Origin of the sequence: Kitasatospora sp. NPDC058406, from assembly GCF_042722765.1 — a bacterium.
Taxonomy (GTDB): Bacteria; Actinomycetota; Actinomycetes; order Streptomycetales; family Streptomycetaceae; genus Kitasatospora.
This window is the reverse complement of sequence record NZ_JBHXKE010000158.1, coordinates 1-22,075: the sequence shown is the minus strand read 5'-3', so window position 1 is coordinate 22,075 and position 22,075 is coordinate 1. Positions and strand designations below refer to the sequence as shown.

Annotated in this window: 18 protein-coding genes; 8 read left to right on the top strand and 10 right to left on the bottom strand. The window is 75.6% G+C overall.

Going from position 1 to position 22,075, the window contains the following annotated elements:
- Window positions 1-314: 314 nt before the first annotated feature.
- The 3 genes from ACFWOG_RS27005 to ACFWOG_RS26995 form a co-directional block, all read right to left on the bottom strand.
- On the bottom strand, window positions 315-1,019 hold the full coding sequence (locus ACFWOG_RS27005; protein ID WP_329880788.1) for an HAD-IA family hydrolase: 705 nt from the start codon (window positions 1,017-1,019) through the stop codon (window positions 315-317).
- Between the two features lie 157 nt (window positions 1,020-1,176).
- A complete protein-coding gene (locus ACFWOG_RS27000) occupies window positions 1,177-2,250 on the bottom strand; it encodes a Gfo/Idh/MocA family oxidoreductase (RefSeq protein WP_329952323.1) in 1,074 nt (357 codons plus the stop codon).
- 29 nt (window positions 2,251-2,279) lie between these two features.
- A complete protein-coding gene (locus tag ACFWOG_RS26995) occupies window positions 2,280-3,446 on the bottom strand; it encodes a DegT/DnrJ/EryC1/StrS family aminotransferase (RefSeq protein ID WP_329880784.1) in 1,167 nt (388 codons plus the stop codon).
- Between the two features lie 164 nt (window positions 3,447-3,610).
- Here ACFWOG_RS26995 and ACFWOG_RS26990 point away from each other — a divergent pair, with 164 nt between their 5' ends.
- The 4 genes from ACFWOG_RS26990 (at window position 3,611) to ACFWOG_RS26975 (ending at window position 6,933) form a co-directional block, all read left to right on the top strand.
- Window positions 3,611-4,048, top strand: coding sequence for a type II 3-dehydroquinate dehydratase (locus tag ACFWOG_RS26990; RefSeq protein WP_355407192.1), 438 nt, complete (start codon window positions 3,611-3,613; stop codon window positions 4,046-4,048).
- Window positions 4,048-4,983, top strand: a complete 936-nt coding sequence (locus ACFWOG_RS26985; protein ID WP_380361278.1) for an ROK family protein — start codon at window positions 4,048-4,050, stop codon at window positions 4,981-4,983. Before ACFWOG_RS26990 ends, ACFWOG_RS26985 begins: the two co-directional genes overlap by 1 nt.
- Before the next feature lie 140 nt (window positions 4,984-5,123).
- A complete protein-coding gene (locus ACFWOG_RS26980; RefSeq protein ID WP_380361279.1) occupies window positions 5,124-6,140 on the top strand; it encodes a 3-dehydroquinate synthase family protein in 1,017 nt (338 codons plus the stop codon).
- 1 nt (window position 6,141) lies between these two features.
- Window positions 6,142-6,933, top strand: coding sequence for a shikimate dehydrogenase family protein (locus ACFWOG_RS26975; RefSeq protein WP_380361277.1), 792 nt, complete (start codon window positions 6,142-6,144; stop codon window positions 6,931-6,933).
- Between the two features lie 95 nt (window positions 6,934-7,028).
- On the opposite strand, the gene ACFWOG_RS26970 is transcribed toward ACFWOG_RS26975, so the two are convergent.
- Window positions 7,029-8,099, bottom strand: a complete 1,071-nt coding sequence (locus ACFWOG_RS26970) for an aryldialkylphosphatase (protein ID WP_329952326.1) — start codon at window positions 8,097-8,099, stop codon at window positions 7,029-7,031.
- Entirely contained in the window at window positions 8,096-9,169 is a 1,074-nt protein-coding gene (locus ACFWOG_RS26965; protein WP_380361276.1) for a phosphotriesterase, read from the bottom strand. The genes ACFWOG_RS26970 and ACFWOG_RS26965 overlap by 4 nt, the downstream gene beginning before the upstream one ends.
- Before the next feature lie 453 nt (window positions 9,170-9,622).
- Between ACFWOG_RS26965 and ACFWOG_RS26960 the strand changes: the two genes are divergently transcribed.
- A complete protein-coding gene (locus ACFWOG_RS26960) occupies window positions 9,623-9,931 on the top strand; it encodes a DUF4193 domain-containing protein (RefSeq protein ID WP_329880772.1) in 309 nt (102 codons plus the stop codon).
- Window positions 9,932-10,460: 529 nt separating this feature from the next.
- Here ACFWOG_RS26960 and ACFWOG_RS26955 read toward each other — a convergent pair.
- The 4 genes from ACFWOG_RS26955 to ACFWOG_RS26940 form a co-directional block, all read right to left on the bottom strand.
- A complete protein-coding gene (locus ACFWOG_RS26955) occupies window positions 10,461-11,549 on the bottom strand; it encodes a glycerate kinase (RefSeq protein ID WP_380361275.1) in 1,089 nt (362 codons plus the stop codon).
- Window positions 11,546-12,427 carry a sugar phosphate isomerase/epimerase family protein gene (locus ACFWOG_RS26950; RefSeq protein ID WP_355407180.1) on the bottom strand — a complete coding sequence of 294 codons (882 nt, stop codon included), beginning with the start codon at window positions 12,425-12,427 and terminating at the stop codon, window positions 11,546-11,548. The genes ACFWOG_RS26955 and ACFWOG_RS26950 overlap by 4 nt, the downstream gene beginning before the upstream one ends.
- 180 nt (window positions 12,428-12,607) lie before the next feature.
- On the bottom strand, window positions 12,608-13,759 hold the full coding sequence (locus tag ACFWOG_RS26945) for a dihydrodipicolinate synthase family protein (RefSeq protein ID WP_380361274.1): 1,152 nt from the start codon (window positions 13,757-13,759) through the stop codon (window positions 12,608-12,610).
- Window positions 13,759-14,910 carry a Gfo/Idh/MocA family oxidoreductase gene (locus ACFWOG_RS26940; protein WP_329952330.1) on the bottom strand — a complete coding sequence of 384 codons (1,152 nt, stop codon included), beginning with the start codon at window positions 14,908-14,910 and terminating at the stop codon, window positions 13,759-13,761. The genes ACFWOG_RS26945 and ACFWOG_RS26940 overlap by 1 nt, the downstream gene beginning before the upstream one ends.
- A 79-nt stretch (window positions 14,911-14,989) precedes the next feature.
- On the opposite strand from ACFWOG_RS26940, the gene ACFWOG_RS26935 reads away from it, so the two are divergent.
- A complete protein-coding gene (locus tag ACFWOG_RS26935; protein ID WP_329880765.1) occupies window positions 14,990-16,060 on the top strand; it encodes a LacI family DNA-binding transcriptional regulator in 1,071 nt (356 codons plus the stop codon).
- Window positions 16,061-16,245: 185 nt separating this feature from the next.
- Here the strand turns inward: ACFWOG_RS26935 and ACFWOG_RS26930 are convergent, their stop codons facing one another.
- Window positions 16,246-17,013, bottom strand: a complete 768-nt coding sequence (locus ACFWOG_RS26930) for a TIM barrel protein (RefSeq protein ID WP_329952331.1) — start codon at window positions 17,011-17,013, stop codon at window positions 16,246-16,248.
- Between the two features lie 825 nt (window positions 17,014-17,838).
- Here ACFWOG_RS26930 and ACFWOG_RS26925 point away from each other — a divergent pair.
- A complete protein-coding gene (locus ACFWOG_RS26925) occupies window positions 17,839-18,537 on the top strand; it encodes a FadR/GntR family transcriptional regulator (protein ID WP_329880763.1) in 699 nt (232 codons plus the stop codon).
- A 151-nt stretch (window positions 18,538-18,688) separates the two neighbouring features.
- A complete protein-coding gene (locus ACFWOG_RS26920; RefSeq protein ID WP_380361273.1) occupies window positions 18,689-21,535 on the top strand; it encodes an AAA family ATPase in 2,847 nt (948 codons plus the stop codon).
- Window positions 21,536-22,075: the final 540 nt, after the last annotated feature.

Sequence of the window (22,075 nt, the reverse complement as noted above, 5' to 3'; positions counted from 1 at the left end):
GGGCGGGGGGGGGGCGGGGGGGGGGTGGGGGGGGGGTGGCTGCGGGGGGGGGGCCGGGTCGGTGTGGGGTTGTCGCTGGGCCCACTGCTGGCGCGGCCTCCCCGGGACCGGTGGACGGACCGCCGGTCGGCGGACCGGCCCCGGAGGGGTTCCGGGTCCGGCGGGTCCGGCGCTCGGCGGGCGCCGGGTCCGGCGGCCGAGTCCGGCGGACGGGCTCGGCGGGGTCTGTTCTGCGGGCCTGCTCACCGGGGACCCGCCCCGTCGGGCCGGGGTCGGTGGGCCGAGGCCAGCGGGCCGGTGTCAGTGGGCGGGTGTCAGTGGGCCGGGGCGGGTTCGGGCAGCAGGGCGAGCAGTTCGTCGGGGCGGCGCAGCACGGCGTCGGGCCGCTCCGCGAGGAGCGCCGGCTCGTCGGTCTCCCCCCACAGGGCGGCTATCGCGCCGACCCCGGCGCCCCGGGCGCTCGCCAGGTCGGTCACGGCGTCACCGATCATGACGGCCTGCCCGGCCGGGAGGCGCAGCAGTTCCAGGGCGCGCAGCACGATGTCGGGGGCGGGCTTGGCCCGGGCGACCTCGTCGGAGCCGAGCACGTGGTCGAAGTGGTGCAGCAGGCCGAGCTGGTCGAGCAGCGAGCGGGCCCGGGGGCCGCTCTTCCCGGTGGCCACCGCCAGCCGGATGCCGCGCCGGTTGAGTTCGGCGAGCAGCTCGCGCACTCCCTCGTGCACGGTGACCTGGTGGGCGAGGCGATAACTCTCCCGGACGAAGGGCTCCTCCAGTTCGAGGGGCAGCCCCATGATGCGCATGATGTCGGGGAAGTAGCGGCCCAGGTGGCGGCAGTACTCCTCGAACGGCGGCCGGCCGTCGCCGACCACCTCGTCGTAGGCGGTCAGGAACGCCCGGCGCATCACGTCGAAGCTGTCGACGATGACGCCGTCGAGGTCGAAGACCACCGCGCGGACCGGGGAGAACGCGGCGAGCGCGCGGGCGTCGGGGGCGGTGGCTGCGGGCTGGTTGCTCGGCATGGGGTCTCCATGGGAAGTGGGCGGCCCGGACGGGTGACCGGGCCTGACGCCCCGGCCCGCGCGGACCGGCGGGGTGGGCACGGCCCCCGGGGGCCGGGGCGTGGGGCGGCTCCGGTGGGTCGGTGCCGGCGGACCGGTGCCGGCCGCTCGGCGCCGGTCAGACGGCGAGCGCGGTGGCCTCGTCGGCGAGCCGCGGCCGCGGGGCGCGGGCCCCCGCGTAGAGCCGTTCGATGACCGAGATCGTGTAGTGGGCCTGGGTCACGGCCGCGCCGCGCGAGGCCGGGTCGGCGAGCAGGGCGGGCAGGGCGTCGAGCTGGCGCACGTACTCGGCGCCGACGGACTCGCCGTGCAGCGGGACGTCGGTGGTGACGCCGTCGCGGGTCCGGGTGAGCCGCGGGACGCGGCGGTTGGGGCTGAAACCGAAGGTGCAGACCAGGGTGGCGGAGCCGGTGGCTCCCTCCACGGTGATCCGGGTGGTGTCGACGGGCTCGTGCGAGGCCCAGCTCGCCCGTACCGCCACCGAGACACCGGTGTCGGTGGTGAGGAAGCCCCGGGCGGTGTCCTCGACGTCGCCCTCGCCGTCCGGCCCCTCCGTGCCGCGCCAGCCGGCGCTCCGCGCGCCGTCGTTGACGAAGTCGGCGGAGACCGAGCCGAGCACGTCCAGGAACCGGACCGGGCCGCCGAGCACGGTCGCGGCGGTGTCGAGCAGGTGCCAGCCGAGGTCGACCAGCGCGCCGCCCCCGGAGTGCCGGCGGCTGGTGAACCAGCCGCCGGCGTCGGGGACGCCGCTGGCGCGGACCCACGCGAGGTCCACGTGGCGGATCGGGCCGATCTCCGCCGCCACCTCGATGAGGGCGGAGACGTCCTCCCGGTAGCGGGCGGCGCTGCCCGCCAGCAGGACGGCCCCGCCCGCCCGCTCGGCGGCGGCCAGCCGGTCGGCCTCGGCGGCGCTGAGGCAGACCGGCTTCTCCAGGAACACCGGGATGCCGCGGGCCAGCAGCCGTTCGGCGACCGGGGTGTGCAGGTGGTTGGGCACCGCGACGACGGCGAGGTCCACGTCCGGGCCGAGCAGGTCGGCGTCGGCGAGGAGTTCGGCGCCCTCCGGGACGTGCTCCGCCGCGACGGGGCCCGGCTCGACGACGGCGGTGACCCGGAACGCCGGGTGCGCCGCCAGGCGGGGCAGCCAGATCGTGCGGCCCGCCCAGCCGAGGCCGACGACGGCCACCCGCACCGGCGCTCCCGGATCCCGCGGTGCCGCGCTCACACCGCGGCCAGGGCGTCGGAGATGATCTGGGCGGCGTCCTCGATCTGCTGCTCCCCGGCGAGCAGGGTGCGGTGGTGCAGCCAGATGCCCTCGGTGGTGAGCGCCTCGCTGTTGGGGCAGGCCCGGGCCAGCTCGTCGACGGTGAAGTCGGGCGCGGCCGTCTCCCAGAAGCCGTCCGAGCGGTAGATCGCGCGGAAGACGACGAAGGCGGGCAGGCCGCGGGCGATCAGGTCGTCCACCAGCGCGTCGCGCCGCTCCTCGCTCAGGCCGGGCACCCGGAACATCGCCATGTAGTGCGGGACGCGGTCGGCGCGCTCGTCGCGGCCCTGCGGCACCACGCCGGGGATCTCCTCCAGCAGGCTCCTGAGCAGCTTGGAGCGCTCCTCCCGGACGGCGATCTGGCCGTCGAGGCGGGCGAGCTGGGCGCGCAGCACGCTCGCGGAGAACTCGTTCAGCCGGAAGTTGGAGCCGGAGGTCTGGTGGAAGTACTTCCGGTCCGTCGGGGGCCGGCCGCAGCTGTGCCGCAGGAACGCCTCCTCGTACTGCGCGGTCTCGGGGAAGGTGACGGCGCCGCCCTCGCCGGCCGTCATCAGCTTGCCGTTCTGGAAGCTGAACGCGGCGATGGAGCCGAGCTCGCCGACCCGACGGCCCTGCCAGCGGGCGCCGTGGGCGTGCGCGGCGTCCTGCACGATCGGCACGCCGGTGTCGGCGGACAGCTTGCCGAGGGCGTCCATGTCGGCGATCTGGCCGGCGATGTGGACGGGCATGATCGCCCGGGTCCGCGGGGTGATCGCGGCGGCCGCCGCCTCGGGGCTCAGGTTGTAGGTGTCGAGGTCGACGTCGACCGGCACCGCGACGGCGCCGAGCCGCTGGGCGGCCTGCGAGGAGGAGATGAAGGTGAAGGCGGGCACGATGACCTCGCTGCCCGGGCCCACGCCCAGCACCTGGAGGGCGACCTCCAGCGCGTGGGTGCCGTTGGTGACGGCGAGCGCGCGCTCGGCACCGTGGTAGTCGGCGAACTCCTGCTCGAAGGTGTCGACCTCCTTGCCGCCCATGCGCCACCACTGGCCCTGCTCCAGGGCCCTGATCAGTCCTTCGCGCTCGGCCTCGTCAAACTGCGGCCAGACCGGGAACTCCGGGGCCGGACGTCCTTTGGCGCTCATAATTCCGCGCAGCCTTTCGTTTCGGGGGGACCGTGGAACGGCACGCTAACCCAGGAAAAGCGAGCCCGTCACCTCCCCTACACACCCCCCTACAAAGCCCTTGTCCTGCATCACGGGGACCGGGTTCCGCGTTCCGGTGAGGCACACACTGCTATAACCGGAATATGAGCGAACTGCTATTGCTGAACGGTCCCAATCTCGGGATTCTCGGCCGCCGCGAGCCGGAGGTCTACGGCACCGACACCCTGGCGGACATCGAGGCGGCCGTGGCCGCCGAGGTGGCCGGCCGGGGCTGGAAGGTCACCTCCGTCCAGCGCGAGTCCGAGGGACAGCTGATCGAGGCGGTGCAGGACTCGTACGACACCGTCGGGGCGATCGTGAACCCGGGCGCGCTGATGATCGCCGGCTGGAGCCTGCGCGACGCGCTGGCCGCCTACCCGCGGCCCTTCGTCGAGGTGCACCTGTCGAACGTCTGGGCGCGCGAGAGCTTCCGGCACGAGTCGGTGCTGGCGCCGCTCGCCTCGGGCGTGATCGTCGGCCTCGGCTCGCTCGGCTACCGTCTCGCCGCCCAGGCGCTGCTGGCCAAGGTGCCGGAGTCCTGATGGGCGCCGCGACCGCCGCCCGGGGCCTGCTCGGCATCGACGTCGGCGGGACGAAGGTGGCGCTGCGCGCCGAGGGCGGCGCGCCCGGCGGGCCGGTCCGCACGGAGGAGGCCGTCCTGCCCTGGCCCGAGGCACGGGGGGCTGCCGCCGACTGGGCCGCGCTGGCCGACGCGGTCGCCCGGCTGCGCGAGCGGTGGGGCGGCGACTTCACCGCGGTCGGGGTCGCGATGCCCGCCACCGTCGGTCCGGACGGCCGGGTCCTCGCCTGGCCGGGACGCCCCGGCTGGGAGGACTTCGGCCTCGCCCAGGCCCTGCGGGAGCTCTTCCCCGCCGCCACCGTCGGCTGGGCGGACGACGGCGACCTCGCCGCGCTCGCCGAGGCCGTGCACGCCGGGCGCGACCACCTCGTCTACCTGGGCGTCGGGACGGGCGTCGGCGGCGGCGTCGTCCACCGGGGCGCGCCCCTGCCCGGGCCGTCGCGCGGATCCTGCGAGGCGGGGCACCTGATCGTCGACCGCGGGGGTCCGCGCTGCGACTGCGGGCGCCACGGCTGCCTCCAGGCCACCGCCTCCGGTCCCGCCACCCTGCGGCGCGCGGCGCTGCTGCGCGGCGCACCCGTCGGGTTCGCCGAGCTGCGGGCCGCGCTCGCCGGGGGCGAGCCCTGGGCGGAGGAGGCCGTCGAGGAGACGTGCTCCGCACTGGCGGCAGCGGCCGTGTCGCTCGCCGAGCTGTTCCACCCCGAACTGACCGTGGTGGGCGGCGGTTTCGCCGACGGACTGCCCGGCTTCGCCGCGCGGGTGGAGGCCCACGCCGCCGCACTGGCCCGCCCGGGCGGCCCCGCCCCCGCGATCCGCCCCGCCGCGCTCGGCGGGCTGTCCTCACTGCACGGCGCCGTCGCGCTGGCGCGCCGACAACCACTGGGAGAGCCGAGTTGACCACGACAGGGACGGCGGACCGCCCGCACCCGGACACGGACCCGGGCCCGGCCCCGGGGGCTGACCCGGGCGCCCCCGGCGCCCACGGCACGCCCGGCACCCACGGCGGCCGGGTCCGCGAGGACGGCGGGCTCCGGCGCATCGACGTGGAGCTGGGCGAACGCGGCTACCCGGTCCTCATCGGCCCCGGCGCCCGCCACCGGCTGGCCGGCGTCCTCGCGGGGATCGGCGCCCGCCGGGTCGCCGTGGTGAGCGCCCGGCCCCCCGAGTGGCTGCCCGACACCGGTCTCGACACCCTGGTGATCACCGCGAAGGACGGCGAGGAGGGCAAGTCCCTCGCCTGGGTCGCCGAACTGTGCAGCCGATTCACCGCGTTCGGCCTGGGCCGGGCGGACGCCGTCGTCTCCTGCGGCGGCGGCACCACGACGGACGCGGTCGGGCTCGCCGCCGCGCTCTACCACCGGGGCGTGCCCGTGGTGCACCTGCCCACGTCGCTGCTGGCCCAGGTCGACGCCAGCGTCGGCGGCAAGACCGCCGTCAACCTCCCGGAGGGCAAGAACCTCGTGGGCGCCTACTGGCAGCCCTCCGCCGTCCTCTGCGACACTGACTACCTCGCCACCCTGCCCCCGCGCGAACGGATCAACGGCTACGGGGAGATCGCCCGTTGCCACTTCATCGGCGCCGGGGACCTGCGCCACCTGCCGCTGGAGGAACAGATCGCCGCGAGCATCGCCCGGAAGGCCGCCGTGGTGGCCGCCGACGAACGCGACGCCGGGCTGCGGCACATCCTCAACTACGGCCACACCCTGGGCCACGCCCTCGAACGCGCCACCGACTTCCGGCTGCGGCACGGCGAGGCGGTCGCCGTCGGCACGGTCTTCGCGGGCCGGCTGGCCGGCGCGCTCGGGCGGATCCGCCCCGAACGGGTCGCCGAGCACCACGACGTGGTCGCCCACTACGGGCTGCCCACCGCCCTGCCGCCGGAGGTCGTCACCGGCGAACTGATCGCCCTGATGCGGCTGGACAAGAAGGCCGTCGACGGCCTCTCGTTCGTCCTCGACGGCCCGCACGGCGCCGAACTCGTCCGCGACGTCCCCGAACCGCTCGTCGCCCGCACCCTGGACGCCATGCCGCGCGCCCGCGCCGAGGGGGTCTGACGTGCCGATCTCCGGCCGCACCCGGCTGTTCGCCGTCCTCGGCGACCCGATCGCCCAGGCCAAGGCGCCCGCCCTGCTCAACCCGCTCTTCGCCGAGAGCGGCGTGGACGCCGTACTCGTCCCCGTGCACGCCCCGGCGGACCGGCTCGACGACGTCGTGCGCGGGCTCAAGGCGACGGCCAACCTCGACGGGCTGCTGGTGACCGTCCCGCACAAGCTGGCGATGTGCGCGCACGCCGACGAACTCAGCGACACCGCCACCCTCCTGGGCAGCACCAACGCCCTGCGCCGGGAGCCGGACGGCCGCTGGTACGGCGACAACTTCGACGGTGCGGGGTTCGTCCGCGGCCTCGCCGCCCGGGGTCACGACCCCGTCGGGCTCCGCGTCGCCCTCGCGGGCGCCGGCGGCGCGGGGCTCGCCATCGCCGCCGCCCTGCTCGCCGGGGGAGCGGCCTCGCTCACCGTCACCGATCCGGACCGGGGCCGCCTCGACGCCCTCCTGCAGCGGCTCGGCGCCCGGTGGCCCGACCGCGTCGCCGCGGCCGCCGCCGTGGGCGCGTCCACGGACCTCGCCGTCAACGCCACCCCGCTCGGCCTCGACCCGGCCGACCCCCTCCCGTTCGACCCGGCGCTGCTCCCCCCGACCGCGCTCGTCGCCGACATCATCATGACCCCCGCCGAGACGCCGCTCCTGCGGGCCGCCGCGGCTATCGGCCGTCCCACCCACCCCGGCATCCACATGCTGGACCAGCAACTCCCCCTCTACCGCACCTTCTTCCGCCTCCCCGCCTGATCCGCCCGCCCGGGGCGCCCGACGGCGGGGGGACGGGGGACTCCCCGGGGCCGGTGGCCGACCCCGGGCCCCCGGGCCCCCGGTCCCGGCCCCGCTCACTGCGGTTTCGCGAAGGCGAGCGCGCGGGCCGGATTGTCGACCATGATCGCGTGGAGGGCCTCCTCCCCCACCCCCAGCCTGCGGAGCGCGGGCAGGAAGTGGCGCGGGATGTAGTCGAACCCCTTGCCGCCGTACTTCTTCAGCTGGATCTTCTGGCACACGTCGTGGCCGAGGACGATCTGCCCCGCGTGGCCCCGGTCGACGAGGCCGGCGATCCCGCGCGCGGTCTTGTGATCGCTCATCAGGACGAGGTGCCCCCACGGGCTGCCGGGCGAGGCCAGGAAGTCGAACTCGACGAACACGCCCCGGGCGAGCAGCCGTTCACCGAAGGCCGGGTCCGCGAGGACGTCCGCCGCGTGGCCCAGCACCACGTTCGACGGGGCCACGCCCTCCTCCTCCAGGATGTCGAGCACCCGGAACCTGTCCTCGCCGACACCGCCGACGTGGAAGGTCACGGGGGCTCCGGTGATCCTGGAGGCGCGTCCGCTCGCGCGCACGCTCTTGAGCTCGCCGTCGGTCAGCGGCACGCTCTCCGCGCCGATCTCACCGATGACGCCCGAGCGGACGCCGGTGCCGTCGGCCCCGAGCACGACGTCCCGCACGAGGACGTCGGCGAGTTCGTCGACGGTGCGAGCGGCCATGTCGGCCGGGTGGAAGGCCGTGGTGTACCAGCCACCGCCCATGACGACGTGGAGCCCGGCGGCGCGCGACAGCCGCAGCAGCGCGAGCGGGTCCCGCCCCAGGCCGATCGGGGAGACCTCGACGATGGTGGACCCGCCGGCCTCGGCGAAGGCCAGCACCTCGGGGAGGATCTCCTCCGGGTCGTCCAGGACGTCGTTGTCGGCGTTCGGCGCCCCGTGCCGGGTGCGGGCGAGGTTGGCGAGGGTGAGCGGCTCGGCGGCCTCCGGGGCGTCCTCCCCCGGCCGCCGGGCGCCGGGCGGGCGCCGCAGGTCCACGAAGAGGTGTTCGTGCATGAGCGTGGTGCCGAGCACCGACGGGTCGACGGGCCCGGCGACGGTGAGGACCCGGCCGGCGAGGTCGGGAATCTCGAAGGGGTAGCGGCTCACGAGTCTGCCCTCCGGGCCGGGGTGGTGAGGAAGCGGCGGGGGTTCCGCACGGTGAGGGTCTCCACGAGAGCGTCGTCGGCGCCGACCATCCGCAGGTACGGCGCGAACTGCCGCAGGACGAAGCCGTATCCGCCGCCCCCGTGGGCGAGCAGCTGTGCCTTGGCGCAGACGCCCTGCGACAGCAGCACCTGCCCGGCCCGGCCCCGGCGGGCGAGGTCGAGCACCGCGGCGGCGACGTCCTGGTCGTCGGACACGCTGTGCACCGAGGGCAGCAGACCGAGCCGGTCGAACTGGACGAACACCCCGCGCGCGAGCAGCGGTTCGAGGTCGTCGGGGTGGGGCGACAGCGGATCGCAGTGGCCCACCGCGACCCGTGCGAGGTCCGCGCCCTCCTCGGCCAGCAGGTCGAGCACGCGCTGCTGGACGACGGGGTCCGCGGAGCGGGTGAGCGAGACCGGTGCGCCCGTGGCCGCCGACGCCCGCGCGGCCGCCACCAGGACGGCGCGCTCGGCGGCGTCGGCGGGATCGAGCGCGGCCAACGCGCCGATGACGCCCGCCCGCACGCCGTCCACGCCCTCGGTGAGGTCCCGGACGATCTCCTCAACGAGGGGCTCGGCGTCGCGGGACCCGTCGGTACGCGCGGGGTGGTGGCGCCCGGCTCCCATGACGACGTGCAGGCCCGCCGCCTCGGCGATGCGGCGGAGCCCGGCCGGGTCGCGGCCGAGATCGGGGGTGGTGACGTCCACCAGGGTGCCGCCGCCGGCGCGGCGGAGGGCCGCGGCCTCGGCCACCGCCACGTCCCGGTCGTCGAGCAGCAGGTTGTCCCGGTTGGGGGCGCCCAGGGCGATCTCGCCGAGCGAGGCCATGGTCAGCGGGGCCCGGTAGAACTGCGTCCGGTAGGGCGGTCGGCGGCTCGCGCGGCCGGCCGGGGAGGTGAAGTCCCCCAGGAGGTGTTCGCGGGGGAGCACCGCGCCGAGGGCGTCCGGTGCGATCTCACCGGCGACGGTGACGACCACTCCCTGCGGCGCTCGGTCGGCCGTCGTCGTGTGTACGGGCTCGGAGTTGGGCACGCGACGCAGCATAGTGGATGAGATAGGTCATCGTATATCTTTGGGCACCGCCCCCCAAAGCGGCATCATCGGCCCCCTCGACCGGATGCGGCGCTCCGGCAACCCCGCCCCCGGCGGCACCGGAGAGCCCTGCTCGGCGGCGCCCGACTCACCTGCGGCCACCACCTCGCCCGCCGGATCCCACACGGCCAACTCGAATACGCCGCCCCACAGTCGAGTTGCACGTCGCGTCACGGAGCTGCGGGCCCACCGGCCCCCGGTCGACCCGAAGCCGTGGCGGGGGAACCGGCGAAGGCGGCCGGCCGGCGGTCCGGACGCCGCGAAAGAGCGCATTCGCGGCCAACACGCGGGACTCCAGTGGCTGAGATCCGTACGAGGGTCCATAGTGATGGCGTCGCAAACCCAGAACCGGTGTCCGCATGTGCCGGCCCCGACGTGACGGAAGGTGCAGCAGTGGCAACCGACTACGACGCCCCGCGTACGAACAGTGACGAGGAGGAGGTGGAAAGCGTCGAGGAGCTCAAGAGGCAGCGTGCCGCCCGGTCGAGCAACGCGTCCGACGTCGACGTGTCGGAGGAGGCGGAGTCCGTGGAACTGCCGGGGGCCGATCTCTCCGGGGAGGAGCTCACGGTCCGGGTGGTGCCCGTACAAGGGGACGAGTTCACGTGTTCGCGGTGCTTCATGGTCCACCACCGAAGCCGCTTCGCGGGCGAGGAGGGCGGACGGCCGGTCTGTCTGGACTGCTCGCCCGCCGACGAGTGACCGAGGGGCGTCGAGCGCGCGGACCGAAGTGACCGTCAGCGATCCGCCGCACCTCCGAACGGTCCCGGTCCGGGTGGAGGACATCACCGGGGTCGTCGGTGCACCACCGATCAACTGGCTTGATTGATAAGGAACTTCGCGACCGAAGGGCCGGAGCCCCCACAGCCGCCCACAGCCCTACACAGCCGGCAACGACGCCTGCGCCGACGAGCCGTCGCCCGAGAACGCCTGCCGGAGAGCTGTTCGGCCCCGCTCCCCGGCCTCGACGTGGCGGCCTTCGGCGAGCGCGAGCGGGTGTCGGCCTCGACGCGGTCGTGGGCCTAGGAGAGCGACGGGTGGAGCCGGATCCCTTCGAGGGCAGGCCAGTTGGCCGGGTCACCGGTGTCTCCGAGGGCGGGCCGGGCGCCGGCGCGGGCCTGGGCCCGACACCGACCGCCCCGGCGGCGCGGTCGGTGTCGGGAGGGGCCGCGGGCCCGGCGCTCCGGGCCTGGTCCCCCGGGGCACGTACGCAGCGGGCGCGGTGACCGCTTCAACCGCCTGCCGCACCGGCGGAACGGGCCAGGTGCGCGCCGGCCCGGTGCAGCCAGTGGGTGGCCCGGCGGCAGGCGTCGGCGGTGTCGCCGGCGAGCGCGACCAGGGTGAGCGCGCGGGCGTCGGTGGAGTCGCCGGCGACCACGTGGACGGGGACGGCGGCGCGATCGGCGCGGGTGATCACCTCGCCCACCGCCTTGCCGAGCAGGCTGGTGGCGTCGAAGCGGCCCTCGCCGGTGATGACGAGGTCGGCCGCGGCGAGGGCGGCGTCGAGCCCGAGGAGGTCCGCGAGAGCCGCCGCGCCGGGCTCGATGCGGGCGTTCCAGACGGTGGCGAGCCCGTACGCGGTGCCGCCTGCGGCGCCGGCCCCCGGCCGGTCGGGGTCGCCGCCGAGGAGGTCGGCGTACCGGCGCAGGCCGCGTTCCAGGAGGGCGGTCTCGGCCGGTCCGGCGCCTTTCTGCGGCCCGTAGACGGCTGCTGCCCCGTGCGGGCCGAGCAGCGGGTTGGTGACGTCGGTGAGCAGGCGGACACCGCCGGACGGGGCGGGGCGCAGTAGTCGGGTGTCGAGGTGTCCGGCGGTGGCGAGGGCGCCGCCGCCGTCGGGCAGTCGGGCTCCGGAGCGGGCGGTGACGCGCAGCCCGAGGGCGGCGAGGAGTCCGGCCCCGCCGTCGGTGGAGGCGGAGCCGCCGAGAGCCACGGTCAGTGCGGTGGCGCCGGCGTCCAGCGCGGCGGCGATCGCCTCGCCGGTTCCGCGGGTGGTGGCGGTGAGGGGGGCGAGCCTGCCGCCGAGGAGGGGGAGGCCGCTGGCGGTGGCGAGCTCGACGAGGGCGGTGCCGTCCGGGAGGAGGGCGTAGCGGCCGGTGACGGGCGTGCCGTCCGGTCCGGTGCAGCGGGGGACGTCGTGAACGGTGGCGGCGGGGTGGGCGGCGGTCACCGCGTCGAGGGTGCCTTCGCCGCCGTCGGCCATCGGCAGGGGCAGGAGGTCGTCGTCGGGGCGGACGGAGTGCCAGCCGTCGGCCAGGGCCCGGGCGGCGTCGGCGGCGGTGACGGTGCCTTTGAAGGAGTCGGGCGCGAGGAGGACTCTCACGGTCGGGCCACGTGGGCGAGGTGGCGTTCGACGAGGGTCTGCAGGGTCTGCTCGCCGGGGGTGTCCCAGATCTGCTGGTTGAAGATCTCGACCTCGATCCAGCCGGTGTGGCCGGCGGCGGTGACCTGGTCGGTGAGGGTGCGGAAGTCGATGTGGCCGTCGCCGACGTGGCCGCGGCCGAGCAGGGCGTCGGCGGGGAGCGGCAGGGTCCAGTCGCAGACCTGGTAGGAGGCGATCCGTCCGGTCCGGCCGGCGCGTTCGATCTGGGCGGGGAGCTGGGGGTCCCACCAGACGTGGTAGCTGTCGACGACCACGCCGACCTGGGTCGCGGGGTGCGGTTCGGCGAGGTCGAGGGCCTGGCCGAGGGTGGAGAGGACGGCCCGGTCGGCGCAGAACATCGGGTGCAGCGGTTCGAGGGCGAGCCGGACACCGAAGTCCCCTGCGTGGGGAGCGAGTTCGGCGATCATGTCGGCGACGGCGGTGCGGGCGCCGGCGAGGTCGCGGCTGCCGGCGGGCAGGCCGCCGACGACCATGACCAGGGTGTCGGTGCCGAGTTCGGCGGCTTCCTCGACGGCCTGGAGGTTGTCGGCGAGGGCGGCGCGCCGCTCGTGGGGGTCGGTGGCGGTGAGGAAGCCGCCGCGGCAGAGGCTGCTGACGGCGAGGCCGGCGTCCCGGCAGAGTTTCGCGGAGCGGGCGAGGCCGGTGTCGGCGACCTTGTCCCGCCAGAGGCCGATCGCCGGGATGCCGGCGTCCACGCAGCCCCGGACGGCCTCGGGGAGGGTCCACTGCTTGGTGGTGATCTGGTTGAGCGAGAGCCGCGACAGGCGCGGGTCGCGGGAGACGCGCGGGTCGTGCGACAGGGGCGAGGGTCCGGTCACGGTGCCGGGATCCTTCCGTGCGGGGGGCGGGGAGGGCGGGTGGCCGCCCCTCGGGGCGAGGGACGGCCGATCGGGCGCGGGACGGCCTTCCGGGGAAGTGCCGGGCCCGGTCCCGGGGGTGCGGACGCCGGTCAGCGGGGCCGGTCACGGGGGTTACGGACGCCGGTCAGCGGGTGCCGGTCAGCGGGCGCCGACCGCCACGGAGAGGAAGCGCCGCATGCGGTCGGCGGCGAGCTCCGGATCGGGCAGGACGCCCGCGGTGTCGGCGAGCCGGAACAGTTCCACGAGGTGCGGCACCGACCGGGCCGCCTGGGCGCCGCCGACCATGGTGAAGTGGTCCTGGTGGCCGGCGAGCCAGGCGAGGAGGACGATGCCGGTCTTGTAGTGGTAGGTCGGCGCGGCGAACAGGTGCCGGGCGAGCGGCAGGGTCGGCGCGAACAGGGCGTCGTAGCGGTCGAGATCGCCGGCGTCCAGGGCGCGCAGCGCGGCCGCGGCGACCGGGGCGATGGGGTCGAAGACGCCCAGCAGGGCGTCGCTGTGGCCGAGTTCGTCGCCGCGGATCAGGGCCGGGTAGTTGAAGTCGTCGCCGGTGTAGAGGCGCACACCGGCGGGAAGGGCGCGGCGCAGCGCGATCTCGCGGTCGGCGTCCAGCAGGGAGACCTTGATGCCGTCGATCCGGTCGGGGGCGCTCGCGATCAGGGTCAGGACGGTGCCGGTGGCGGTGTCGAGGTCGGGTGAGCCCCAGTAGCCGGTCAGGGCCGGGTCGAACATCTCGCCCAGCCAGTGCAGGATCACCGGGCGGGCGGACCGGGCTATCAGGTCCCCGTAGAGCCGGAGGTAGTCGTCGGCGCCCCGGGCGGTGCGGGCGAGGGCACGACTGGCCATGAGGATCGGCCGGGCGCCGGCGTCCTCGACGACGGCGAGCTGTTCCTCGTAGGCCGCGGTGATCGTGTCGAGGGTGTGGGTGCCGGGGGCGAGCTGGTCGGTGCCGACGCCGCAGGCGAGCCGTCCGCCGGTGGCGCGGGCCTCGGCGCCGGAGCGGGTGATCAGCTCGCGGGTGGCCGGCCAGTCGAGGCCCATGCCGCGCTGGGCGGTGTCCATGGCGTCGGCGACGCCGAGGCCCAGGGACCACAGGTGGCGGCGGAAGGCGAGGGTGGTGTCCCAGTCGACGGCGGCGGGTGCGCCGGGGGCGTTGGGGCCGAGCGGGTCGGCGACGACGTGGGCGGCGGCGTACACGACGCGGGAGGTCACGGGCGTCGTGGCGGCGGGCAGCGGGGCGGGCTCGGACATCCGGTGGCGGCCGAGGCCGGGCAGGTCGAGGTGGGTGGGCATCAGATCTCCAGGGCGGGGACGTCGAGGCGGCGGCCTTCGCGGGCGGAGCGCAGGCCGAGTTCGGCGAGCTGGACGCCCTTGGCGCCCTCCAGGAGGTCCCACCGGTACTCCGAACCGGTGACCACGTGGCGCAGGAACAGCTCCCACTGGATCTTGAAGCCGTTGTCGAACTCGCCGTTGTCCGGGACCTGCTGCCACTGGTCGCGGAACGGCTCGGTGGCCGGCAGGTCCGGGTTCCAGACCGGCTTGGGGGTGGCGGCGCGGTGCTGGAAGCGGCAGTTGCGCAGGCCCGCCACCGCGCTGCCCTCGGTGCCGTCGATCTGGAACTCGACCAGTTCGTCGCGGTCGACCCGCACCGCCCAGGAGGAGTTGATCTGGGCGGTGATGCCGCCCTCCAGTTCGAAGATGCCGTACGCGGCGTCGTCCGCGGTCGCCCGGTACGGTCGGCCCTGCTCGTCGACGCGCTGCGGGACGTGGGTGGCGGTGTGCGCGTAGACGGAGCGGACGGGGGCGACGAGGTTGTCCAGCACGTAGCGCCAGTGCGGGAACATGTCGAGGACCATGCCGCCGCCGTCCTCGGCGCGGTAGTTCCAGGACGGGCGCTGGGCGTCCTGCCAGTCGCCCTCGAAGACCCAGTAGCCGAACTCGCCGCGCACGGAGAGGACCCGGCCGAAGAAGCCGCCGTCCAGCAGGCGCTTGAGCTTGAGCAGGCCGGGGAGGAAGAGCTTGTCCTGCACGGCGCCGTTGCACACGCCGGCGGTGCGGGCGAGGGCGGCCAGTTCGAGGGCCGCGTCGAGGGACTCGGCGGTGGGCTTCTCGGTGTAGACGTGCTTGCCGGCGGCGATCGCCGCGCGCAGCGCGCTCTCGCGGGCGGTGGTGACCTGGGCGTCGAAGTAGATCTCGGCGAGCGGGTGGGCGAGTGCCTCGTCGAGCGAGGTGGTCCAGTGGTCGAGGCCGTGGCGGTCGGCGAGCTCCTTGAGCTTGTGGGCGCTGCGGCCGACCAGGATCGGCTCGGGCCAGAGCACCTCGCCGTCGCCGAGCGGCAGGCCGCCCTGGTCGCGGATGGCGAGGATCGAACGGACCAGGTGCTGGCGGTAGCCCATCCGGCCGGTGACGCCGTTCATGACGATTCCGATGACTCTGCGGGGCATGGCGGGTTCCTTCGGCCTGGGGGTGGGAGCGGGAGCGGGGATTTCTTGGTAAGCGCTTACCGCGCTGTACGTTACGAGCATGCCGAACCCGAGGTCAACCACCCGCGCCAAGCGCTCCACCGGAGCCGTGACCCTCCAGCGCGTCGCCGAGCACGCCGGGGTCTCGATCGCCACGGCCTCGCGGGTGCTCCACGGCGGCCCCCGGACGGTGGGCGAGGAGCTCCGCCGCAAGGTGGAGGGCGCCGCCCGCGACCTCGGCTACGTGTCCAACGCCCCGGCCCAGGCCCTCGCCCGGTCCTCGACCTCCGTGGTCGGCCTGCTCGTGCACGACATCGCGGACCCGTACTTCGGGGCCATCGCCGCCGGTGCGATGCGCGGCGCCAAGCGGCACCGGCTGATGGTCATGATCGCCGCGACGTTCGGCGACCCGGAGCTGGAGATCGAGTACGTGCGGAACCTGCGGGCCCAACGGGCCCGGGCCCTGCTGATCGCGGGGAGCGGCGTCGTCGACCCCGGACTCACGGAGCGGTTCACGGCGGAGCTGGACGCGTTCCGGGCGGACGGCGGACGGGTCGCCTGCATCGGGGAACGGGGCATCGAACCGTTCGTCCCGCTCGACCACGGCGGCGGAGCCGAACGTGCGGCGACCGAACTGTGGCGGCTCGGCCACCGCCGGATCGGCGTGGTCGCCGGGCCCGCGAACCTGGTGACCGTCCACCGGCGACTGGCCGGGATCAGGGCGGCATGGTCCCGGCTCGGCGGCGAACTCCCGGACACCAGGGTGGTGTTCACCGACTTCACCCGGTCGGGCGGGCGGGACGCGACACTCGGACTGTTCGCCGCCGAACCCGACGTCACGGCGGTCCTCGCCCTCAACGACGTCATGGCGGCCGGGGTGCTCACGGCGCTCCAGGACGACCTCGGCAGGGCCGTCCCGAGCGAGGTCTCCGTCATCGGCTTCGACGACGTGCCGTTCGCGGTGGACCTCCGGCCGTCACTGACCACGGTCCGGCTGCCGCTGGAACAGGCCGGGGAGCGCGCCGTCCAGCTGATCGCGGACGGGGCCTCACCGGCACGGCAGGCACCTCTCGGCGTGGCACTGGTGGCACGCGACAGCACCGGACCGGCAGGCGACGCGGCCCCGGAGTGAGGCCACCGGCGGCGCGGCGGGAACGGCACGGCGGGGACCGCACGAGGGAACGGCACAACGGGAACGGCACGGCGGGGACGGCACGGCGCCGCCGAGGTCCGGACGGCCCCGCGACGGACGGTGCCGCAAAGGACGGCGCCCGCCCGGTGCCCGGGCGCGCGTCGTGCCCCACGCGCCCGACGGGCTCACCGCACGCGGCGGGAACCCCCGGCGCCCGGGCCCCGGCCCGCGACCCAGTCCAGCGCCCCGGGCAGGATGTCCTCGACCGGGGGGATCCCCGGGTACCAGGTCCGCTCCCACTCCAGCGACACCCAGCCCCCGAACCCGTCGAGCAACCCGCGAGCGGCGGCCAGCGGGACGAACCCCTCCCCGAGGGGGACGGGCGTCGTGTCGCCGGCCGAGGCGGCGTCCTTGATCTGGACGCACGCCAGCCGGTCCCCGAGCCGCCGCAGGGTCTCCGCGGGCTCCTCGCCGTGCCGCCAGGGGTGCAGCAGGTCCCAGATCGCGCCGGCGTGCGGCGCACGCGCCAGGAGCGCCGCGACGGCGGCGCCGGTGGGCAGCGCGTCGTGCGTCTCGACCAGCACGCGCGGCCCCTCGTCCGCGACCGCGGACAGTCTGCGCGCCCCGGCGTCGAGGTCCCCGCCGCCGGGGAACACCCGGACGAAGTCCGCCCCGAGGTCCCGCGCGAGGCGCAGGTCGGCCCGCAGCGCCTCGATCACGGGCCCGTCGTCCCCCGGCTCGCAGATCCGGACGTACCCGGACAGGCAGAACGGGGTGAGGGTTCCCAGGGTCCGGACGACGGCAGCCCGTTCGGCGGCGCCGAGGCCGGCGTGCACGCCGGTATCCGGGTGCAGCCGCAGTTCCAGCCCGTCCAGGCCGAACCTCCGGGCCAGGCCGACCGAGTCGGCCGGCGACAGACCGGGGGTGCCCAGGGTGCTCAGTGCCAGTCGCATCTCGACCTCTCGGGGCGGTGGGGGCTGTCCTCGGAGGCGCCCGCCGGCTGTGTGCGGGCCGGTCGGCCCGGTACAGGAAAGCGGTTACCGGCACAGCCTAGCGCAGCCGACCCGAGCGGCGCCGTCACACCCGTCCGCCGAGGAAGTCCCGCCGGCCGGTGCCTGTGGCGAGGCGGTCGTCCAGCACCGGGTGGTGCGGTAAGTCGGTGTCGGTCATGGCTGCTCCGCTCGGTTCGGGATTCGGGATTCGGGGGTGGGGCGGTGCGGGGGTGGGGCGGTGCGGGGGATGCCGGCCGGCGGAACGGTGTCCGGGGCGGCTGATCCCGGCCGAGCTGCGATCAGCCCCGGGTGGCGCCGTGGTAGGGGGCGCCGTGGAAGTCGTCGACGCCGAGGTCGAGCGCGGTGCGGACGGCGTCGATGCGGGACGGTGACGTGCTCGTGGAGGTGGTCGACGTACTCGATGACCCGGTCCTCGGTGCTCCCGCACTGGTGCCCTGCGGAGTTTCGTCCGATCAGCCGCGCCGGAGCGGCCTGGACATGGGATGGACTGGTGGGCAAAGGCGCCCTGCCTGTCCAGACTCTCGCCGAAGACACCACAACCACACTGTCCATCCGGCCACTTGGCGGGTGACGATCGGAGGAGATATCCAAAGGTGGACAGGATTGATGGGATGTCTACTAGGCTGGGTCACACGCGCGGGGCGTCGACCGGCGAGCGGCGGCCGGCGGAGGGCCGGCCCCGGTGGTGTGCTCTGATAGCCGGGGCGGACCAGTAGCGCCCCCGTCCGCCCAGCATGCGAAACCCCGTCGCCCAGGAGCCCGCACGTGTCACTGACCGACATGGCCATCGCCCGGATCCGCGAGCTGATCCGCTCCGGCGCGCTGCCCCCCGGGGCCAAGCTACCGCCCGAACAGCAGCTCGCCGCCGAACTCGGCCTGTCCCGCAACCTCATGCGCGAGGCCGTCAAGGCCCTCGCCGTGTCGAGGGTGCTCGACATCCGGCGCGGCGACGGCACCTACGTGACCAGTCTGGCTCCCGGCGTGCTCCTGGAGAACCTCTCCAGCGCCGTTGAACTGCTGAGCGGTGACACGCTGTTGGAGCTCATCGAGACCCGCCGCCTCCTGGAACCCGCCGCCACCGCGCTCGCCGCGACCCGGATCGACGACGCGGCCCTCGCCGAACTGGCCGGCCACCTCGACGCGATGCGGCAGTTTCGCAGCGACCCCGAGCGTCTGAACCTGCACGACGCCGCCTTCCACCGCACGGTCGTCACCGCCACCGGCAACGAGACCCTCACGACCGTGCTGGAGGGGATCTCCGGCCGCACGCTGCGCGCCCGTGTCTGGCGCGGCCTGGTCGACGAGGACGCGGCGGATCAGGCCATCGCCGAACACGAGGCGATCCACCGGGCCCTGGCCGCCCGGGAGGCGCCGCTCGCCCAGGCCGCCGCCCTGATCCACGTCACCACCACGGAGAACTGGCTGCGCGCCCACCTGCGGACCGGCTCCGGCGAGGACCGCTGACCCCGGCGGGCGCGCCCGCCGCCGGCCGACCGACCCGGGGTGACCCTGCGCCCTCCGGTGCCGCGCCGCCCGGCGGCGCCCCCGGGCGACGGCACTAGTTTGGAATCGGCGCGGCCCCGAACCGGGAACGGCGCAGGAGGGAACCCAGCGGATGACGACGCAGACCGGCGCGGCAGGCGACGCGTCCCGGAGGAAGGCACCCCCCTTCGTCGGGCGGGAGCGCGAGCTGGGGGCCCTGCTGGGCGCCGCACGCTCGCGGCCGTCGGTGGTCCTGGTCGAGGGCGAGGCCGGCATCGGGAAGTCGCGGCTGGTCGCCGAGGCCGTCGACGAACTGCGCGGCGAGGGCGTGCGCGTGGTGACCGGCAGCTGCCACCCGCTGCGGGAGCCGCTGGCCTTCGGTCCGGTGGTGGAGGCGCTGCGCCGGTCCGGTCCCTGGATGCCGGGGGCGGGCCGGCTGGACGCGCCCGCCGGGGTGCTCGCGGTGCTGCTGCCCGAACTCGCCGACCGGCTGCCGCCCGCCCAGCCGTGGCCGTCCGGACAGAGCGCCCCGCGCGACCTGGTGGCCCGGGGGGTGCGGGTCGTACTGGCGGCGATCGCCCCGGTGGTGCTGGTGGTCGAGGACGTGCACTGGGCCGACGAGGCCACCCGGGAACTGCTCCTGCTGCTGGGCCGGGACCTGCCCGCCGACACCGCACTCGTGCTCACCTACCGGGCCGGGGACGTCCCCGGACGCGGTCCGGTGCTCGGTCCGGCGTTCCGGCGCCCGCCGGGCACCGGGGGCGCCGAGCTCGCCCTCCCCCGCCTGTCCCCGGACGACCTGCGGGCGATGGCGCGTTCCGTCCTGGCCGAGGCGGCCACCCCCGGGCTCCTCCACACCCTGGTGGAGCGCAGCGAGGGTCTGCCGCTGGTCATCGAGGAGGACCTCATCACCCTCGGTGCGCGGCTCGGGGACGGCGCGCTCGGGGTGCCCCGCAGCCTGCGCGAGGTGTTCGCGGAACGCATCGACCGGCTTTCGCCGGAGGCCGTGGCGCTGGTGAACGTCTCCGCCGTGCTCGCCGTCCCGGCCGGCGAGCAGCTGCTGGCGGACTGCGCCGGGCTGCCGCCGGGGGCCGCCGGCGAGGCGCTGCTCGCGGCGCTGGCGGCCTCGGTGCTGCGCGAGTACGGCCCGGACAGCTACGGCTTCGCCCACGTGCTCGGCCGGCAGGCCCAGTACGACAACCTCCCCGGCCCGGTGCGGCACCAGCTCCACCGGCGGGTCCTGGACGTCCTGGAGGCGCTGCCTGAGCCGCCACTGGTCCAGATCTCCCATCACGCCCGCGCCCTCGGGGACACCGCGGTCTGGCTGGACCGCGCGATGGCGGCGGCGGACCGGGCCGTGGCGCTCGGCGACCAGGGAACCGCGGCGGCCCTGCTGCACCAGGTGCTGGACGAGCCCCGGCTGCCGTCCGCCCTGCACGCCCGCGCCGCGCTCGCCCTGGCCCGGACCGCCTGGGACACCGTCGAGTACACCCGGACGATCGCCACGCTGCGCCGGATCGTGGCCGGTCCGGGCCTCCCGGTGGCGGCCCGTGGTGAGATCCGGCTCGACCTCGGACTGATGCTGCTCAACCAGGCGGCGGACCCCTCGGGCGAGGCGGAGATCGAGCGGGCCGTCGAGGAGTTGGAGGGGCGCCGGCCGGAGCAGGCCGCGCGCGCCATGTCGCTGCTCGCCATGTGGGAGACCAGCCGGTTCTCCGCCGCCGAGCAGCGGGCCTGGCTGGACCGCGCCGTCGCCACCATCGCGGACAGTCCCGACCGGGCCGTCCACGCCTCGGTGGCCGCGAACCGGGTCACCGTCCTGGCCGCGCAGGGCCGCCCCGAGGCGGCCGGGCTGCTGTCCGGGCTGCCCCGGACCGACGACGACCCGGAGGTGGTCCGGCACACCGCGCGGGCCCTGGTCAACGCCGCCGAGGTCGGGATCTGCCTCGGTCAGGACGCCCGCGCCGCGGACTGCACCGAGGAGGCGCTCGCGCTCTCCCGCCACCACCGCGCGCACGCGCTGATCGTGCACTGCCGCTCCTACCGGCTGCTGCTGTCCTGGCTGGCCGGCGAGTGGGCGCACTGGGACGAGCGGTACGCGGCCTTCCTCGCGGAGTACGTCGACGAGCCGCTCGCGGTCGACGACCTGCTCGCCACCGCGGAGGGCGTCATGGCCGCGGCCCGCGGGCGGGTCTCGCGGGCGGTCGAGCGCTTCGACCGCGTACTGACCCGGGACGGTGCGCGGACGAACGTCAACGCGCTCGGCGCCGCGGCCGGCCTGGCCCGGATCCAGCTGGCCCGGGGGGACGCGGACGCGGCCTGGAGCACGGTGGGCGCCTACCTGCCGCTGCTGCCGCGCAAGGAGGAGTGGGTCTACGCGCTGGGCCTGGTGCCGGTGGCCGTGGAGACCGCCCTGCAGCGGGGCGACGACCGCACGGCCGCGGCGCTCGTCGAGGACCACGGGGCGGGCGTCGAGGGCCTGGACGCCCCCGGGGCGGGCGCCGAGCAGTACCTGTGCCGCGGCCTGCTCGCCGCCCGCGAGGATCGGACGCAGGCCGCGCAGCACTTCGACCGGGCCCGGCTGCAGTGGTCCGGCATCGGACGGCCGTACCACGCGGCGCTGGCCGACGAGCAGGCCGCGCAGGCCCTGGCCGGCCTCCACCCCGCCGAGGCCGTGCAGCGGCTGACGCGGGCCGCCGGCGTCCACGACCGGCTCGGCGCGACAACCGACTCCGCCCGCTGCCGGCACCTGCTGCTCGCCCTGGGCCAGTCCCGCCCGCAGTCCCGGGGCAGGGCGGGCTACGGCGACGAGTTGTCCCCGCGCGAGCAGCAGGTCGCCCGGTTGCTGGGCGACGGCACCACCAACAAGGACATCGCCGCCGCGCTCTTCCTGTCGCCCCGGACCGTGGAGCAGCACGTCGCCAAGGTGCTGCGCAAGCTCCGGACCACGCGCGAGGCGCTGCGCAACGGCCCGGCCTGACGGCCTGCGGCCCGGCCCGACGGCCCTTCCCGCCGCGGTGCGCCGAGCCGACCGGGTGCGGTGACGGGCCGGGCGCTGCCCGGCGCCGGCCCACATGCAGGTACCGCCCCTGATTGATTACCTACCGATCGCGCGGATGAGCTGATCATGCCGGGCCGCCCTCTCCGGGGCGGTCGCGGCCGTCCCGGACCGCGGCCGGGGGCCGGCGGAGGTCCGGTCTCGTCATGAGAACGAAACGGCAACAGACACTGGCGTTCATTTCGTATATCGCATACGTTACGCGTCAGGTCGGTAATCCCTGCGGCGCTCCAACGCCGCACCACGCCGTACCGGACCCCCACTCCCTGCCCCCGCACCCACCGGGGCGGCCGCACCGAGCCGTAGCCCGCGCAGCACAAGGAGACCCACCCATGGCACCACTCCGCCGCAGACTCGCCGCCCTCTCCCTGGCGTCCGCGTTCGCCCTCGCCGCCTCGGCCTGCGCCTCCGGCGGCGGGTCGTCGGAGTCCGCCGGGCCCACCACCGTCACGTTCTGGTCGA

Coding starts and splice junctions, on each gene's coding strand:
- ACFWOG_RS26985 (WP_380361278.1), top strand. CDS start 4,048: ATGGGCGCCGCGACCGCCGCCCGGGGCCTGCTCGGCATCGACGTCGGC.
- ACFWOG_RS26935 (WP_329880765.1), top strand. CDS start 14,990: ATGCCGAACCCGAGGTCAACCACCCGCGCCAAGCGCTCCACCGGAGCC.
- ACFWOG_RS26945 (WP_380361274.1), bottom strand. CDS start 13,759: ATGCCCACCCACCTCGACCTGCCCGGCCTCGGCCGCCACCGGATGTCC.
- ACFWOG_RS26995 (WP_329880784.1), bottom strand. CDS start 3,446: ATGAGCGCCAAAGGACGTCCGGCCCCGGAGTTCCCGGTCTGGCCGCAG.
- ACFWOG_RS26920 (WP_380361273.1), top strand. CDS start 18,689: ATGACGACGCAGACCGGCGCGGCAGGCGACGCGTCCCGGAGGAAGGCA.
- ACFWOG_RS26990 (WP_355407192.1), top strand. CDS start 3,611: ATGAGCGAACTGCTATTGCTGAACGGTCCCAATCTCGGGATTCTCGGC.
- ACFWOG_RS26930 (WP_329952331.1), bottom strand. CDS start 17,013: ATGCGACTGGCACTGAGCACCCTGGGCACCCCCGGTCTGTCGCCGGCC.
- ACFWOG_RS26940 (WP_329952330.1), bottom strand. CDS start 14,910: ATGCCCCGCAGAGTCATCGGAATCGTCATGAACGGCGTCACCGGCCGG.
- ACFWOG_RS27005 (WP_329880788.1), bottom strand. CDS start 1,019: ATGCCGAGCAACCAGCCCGCAGCCACCGCCCCCGACGCCCGCGCGCTC.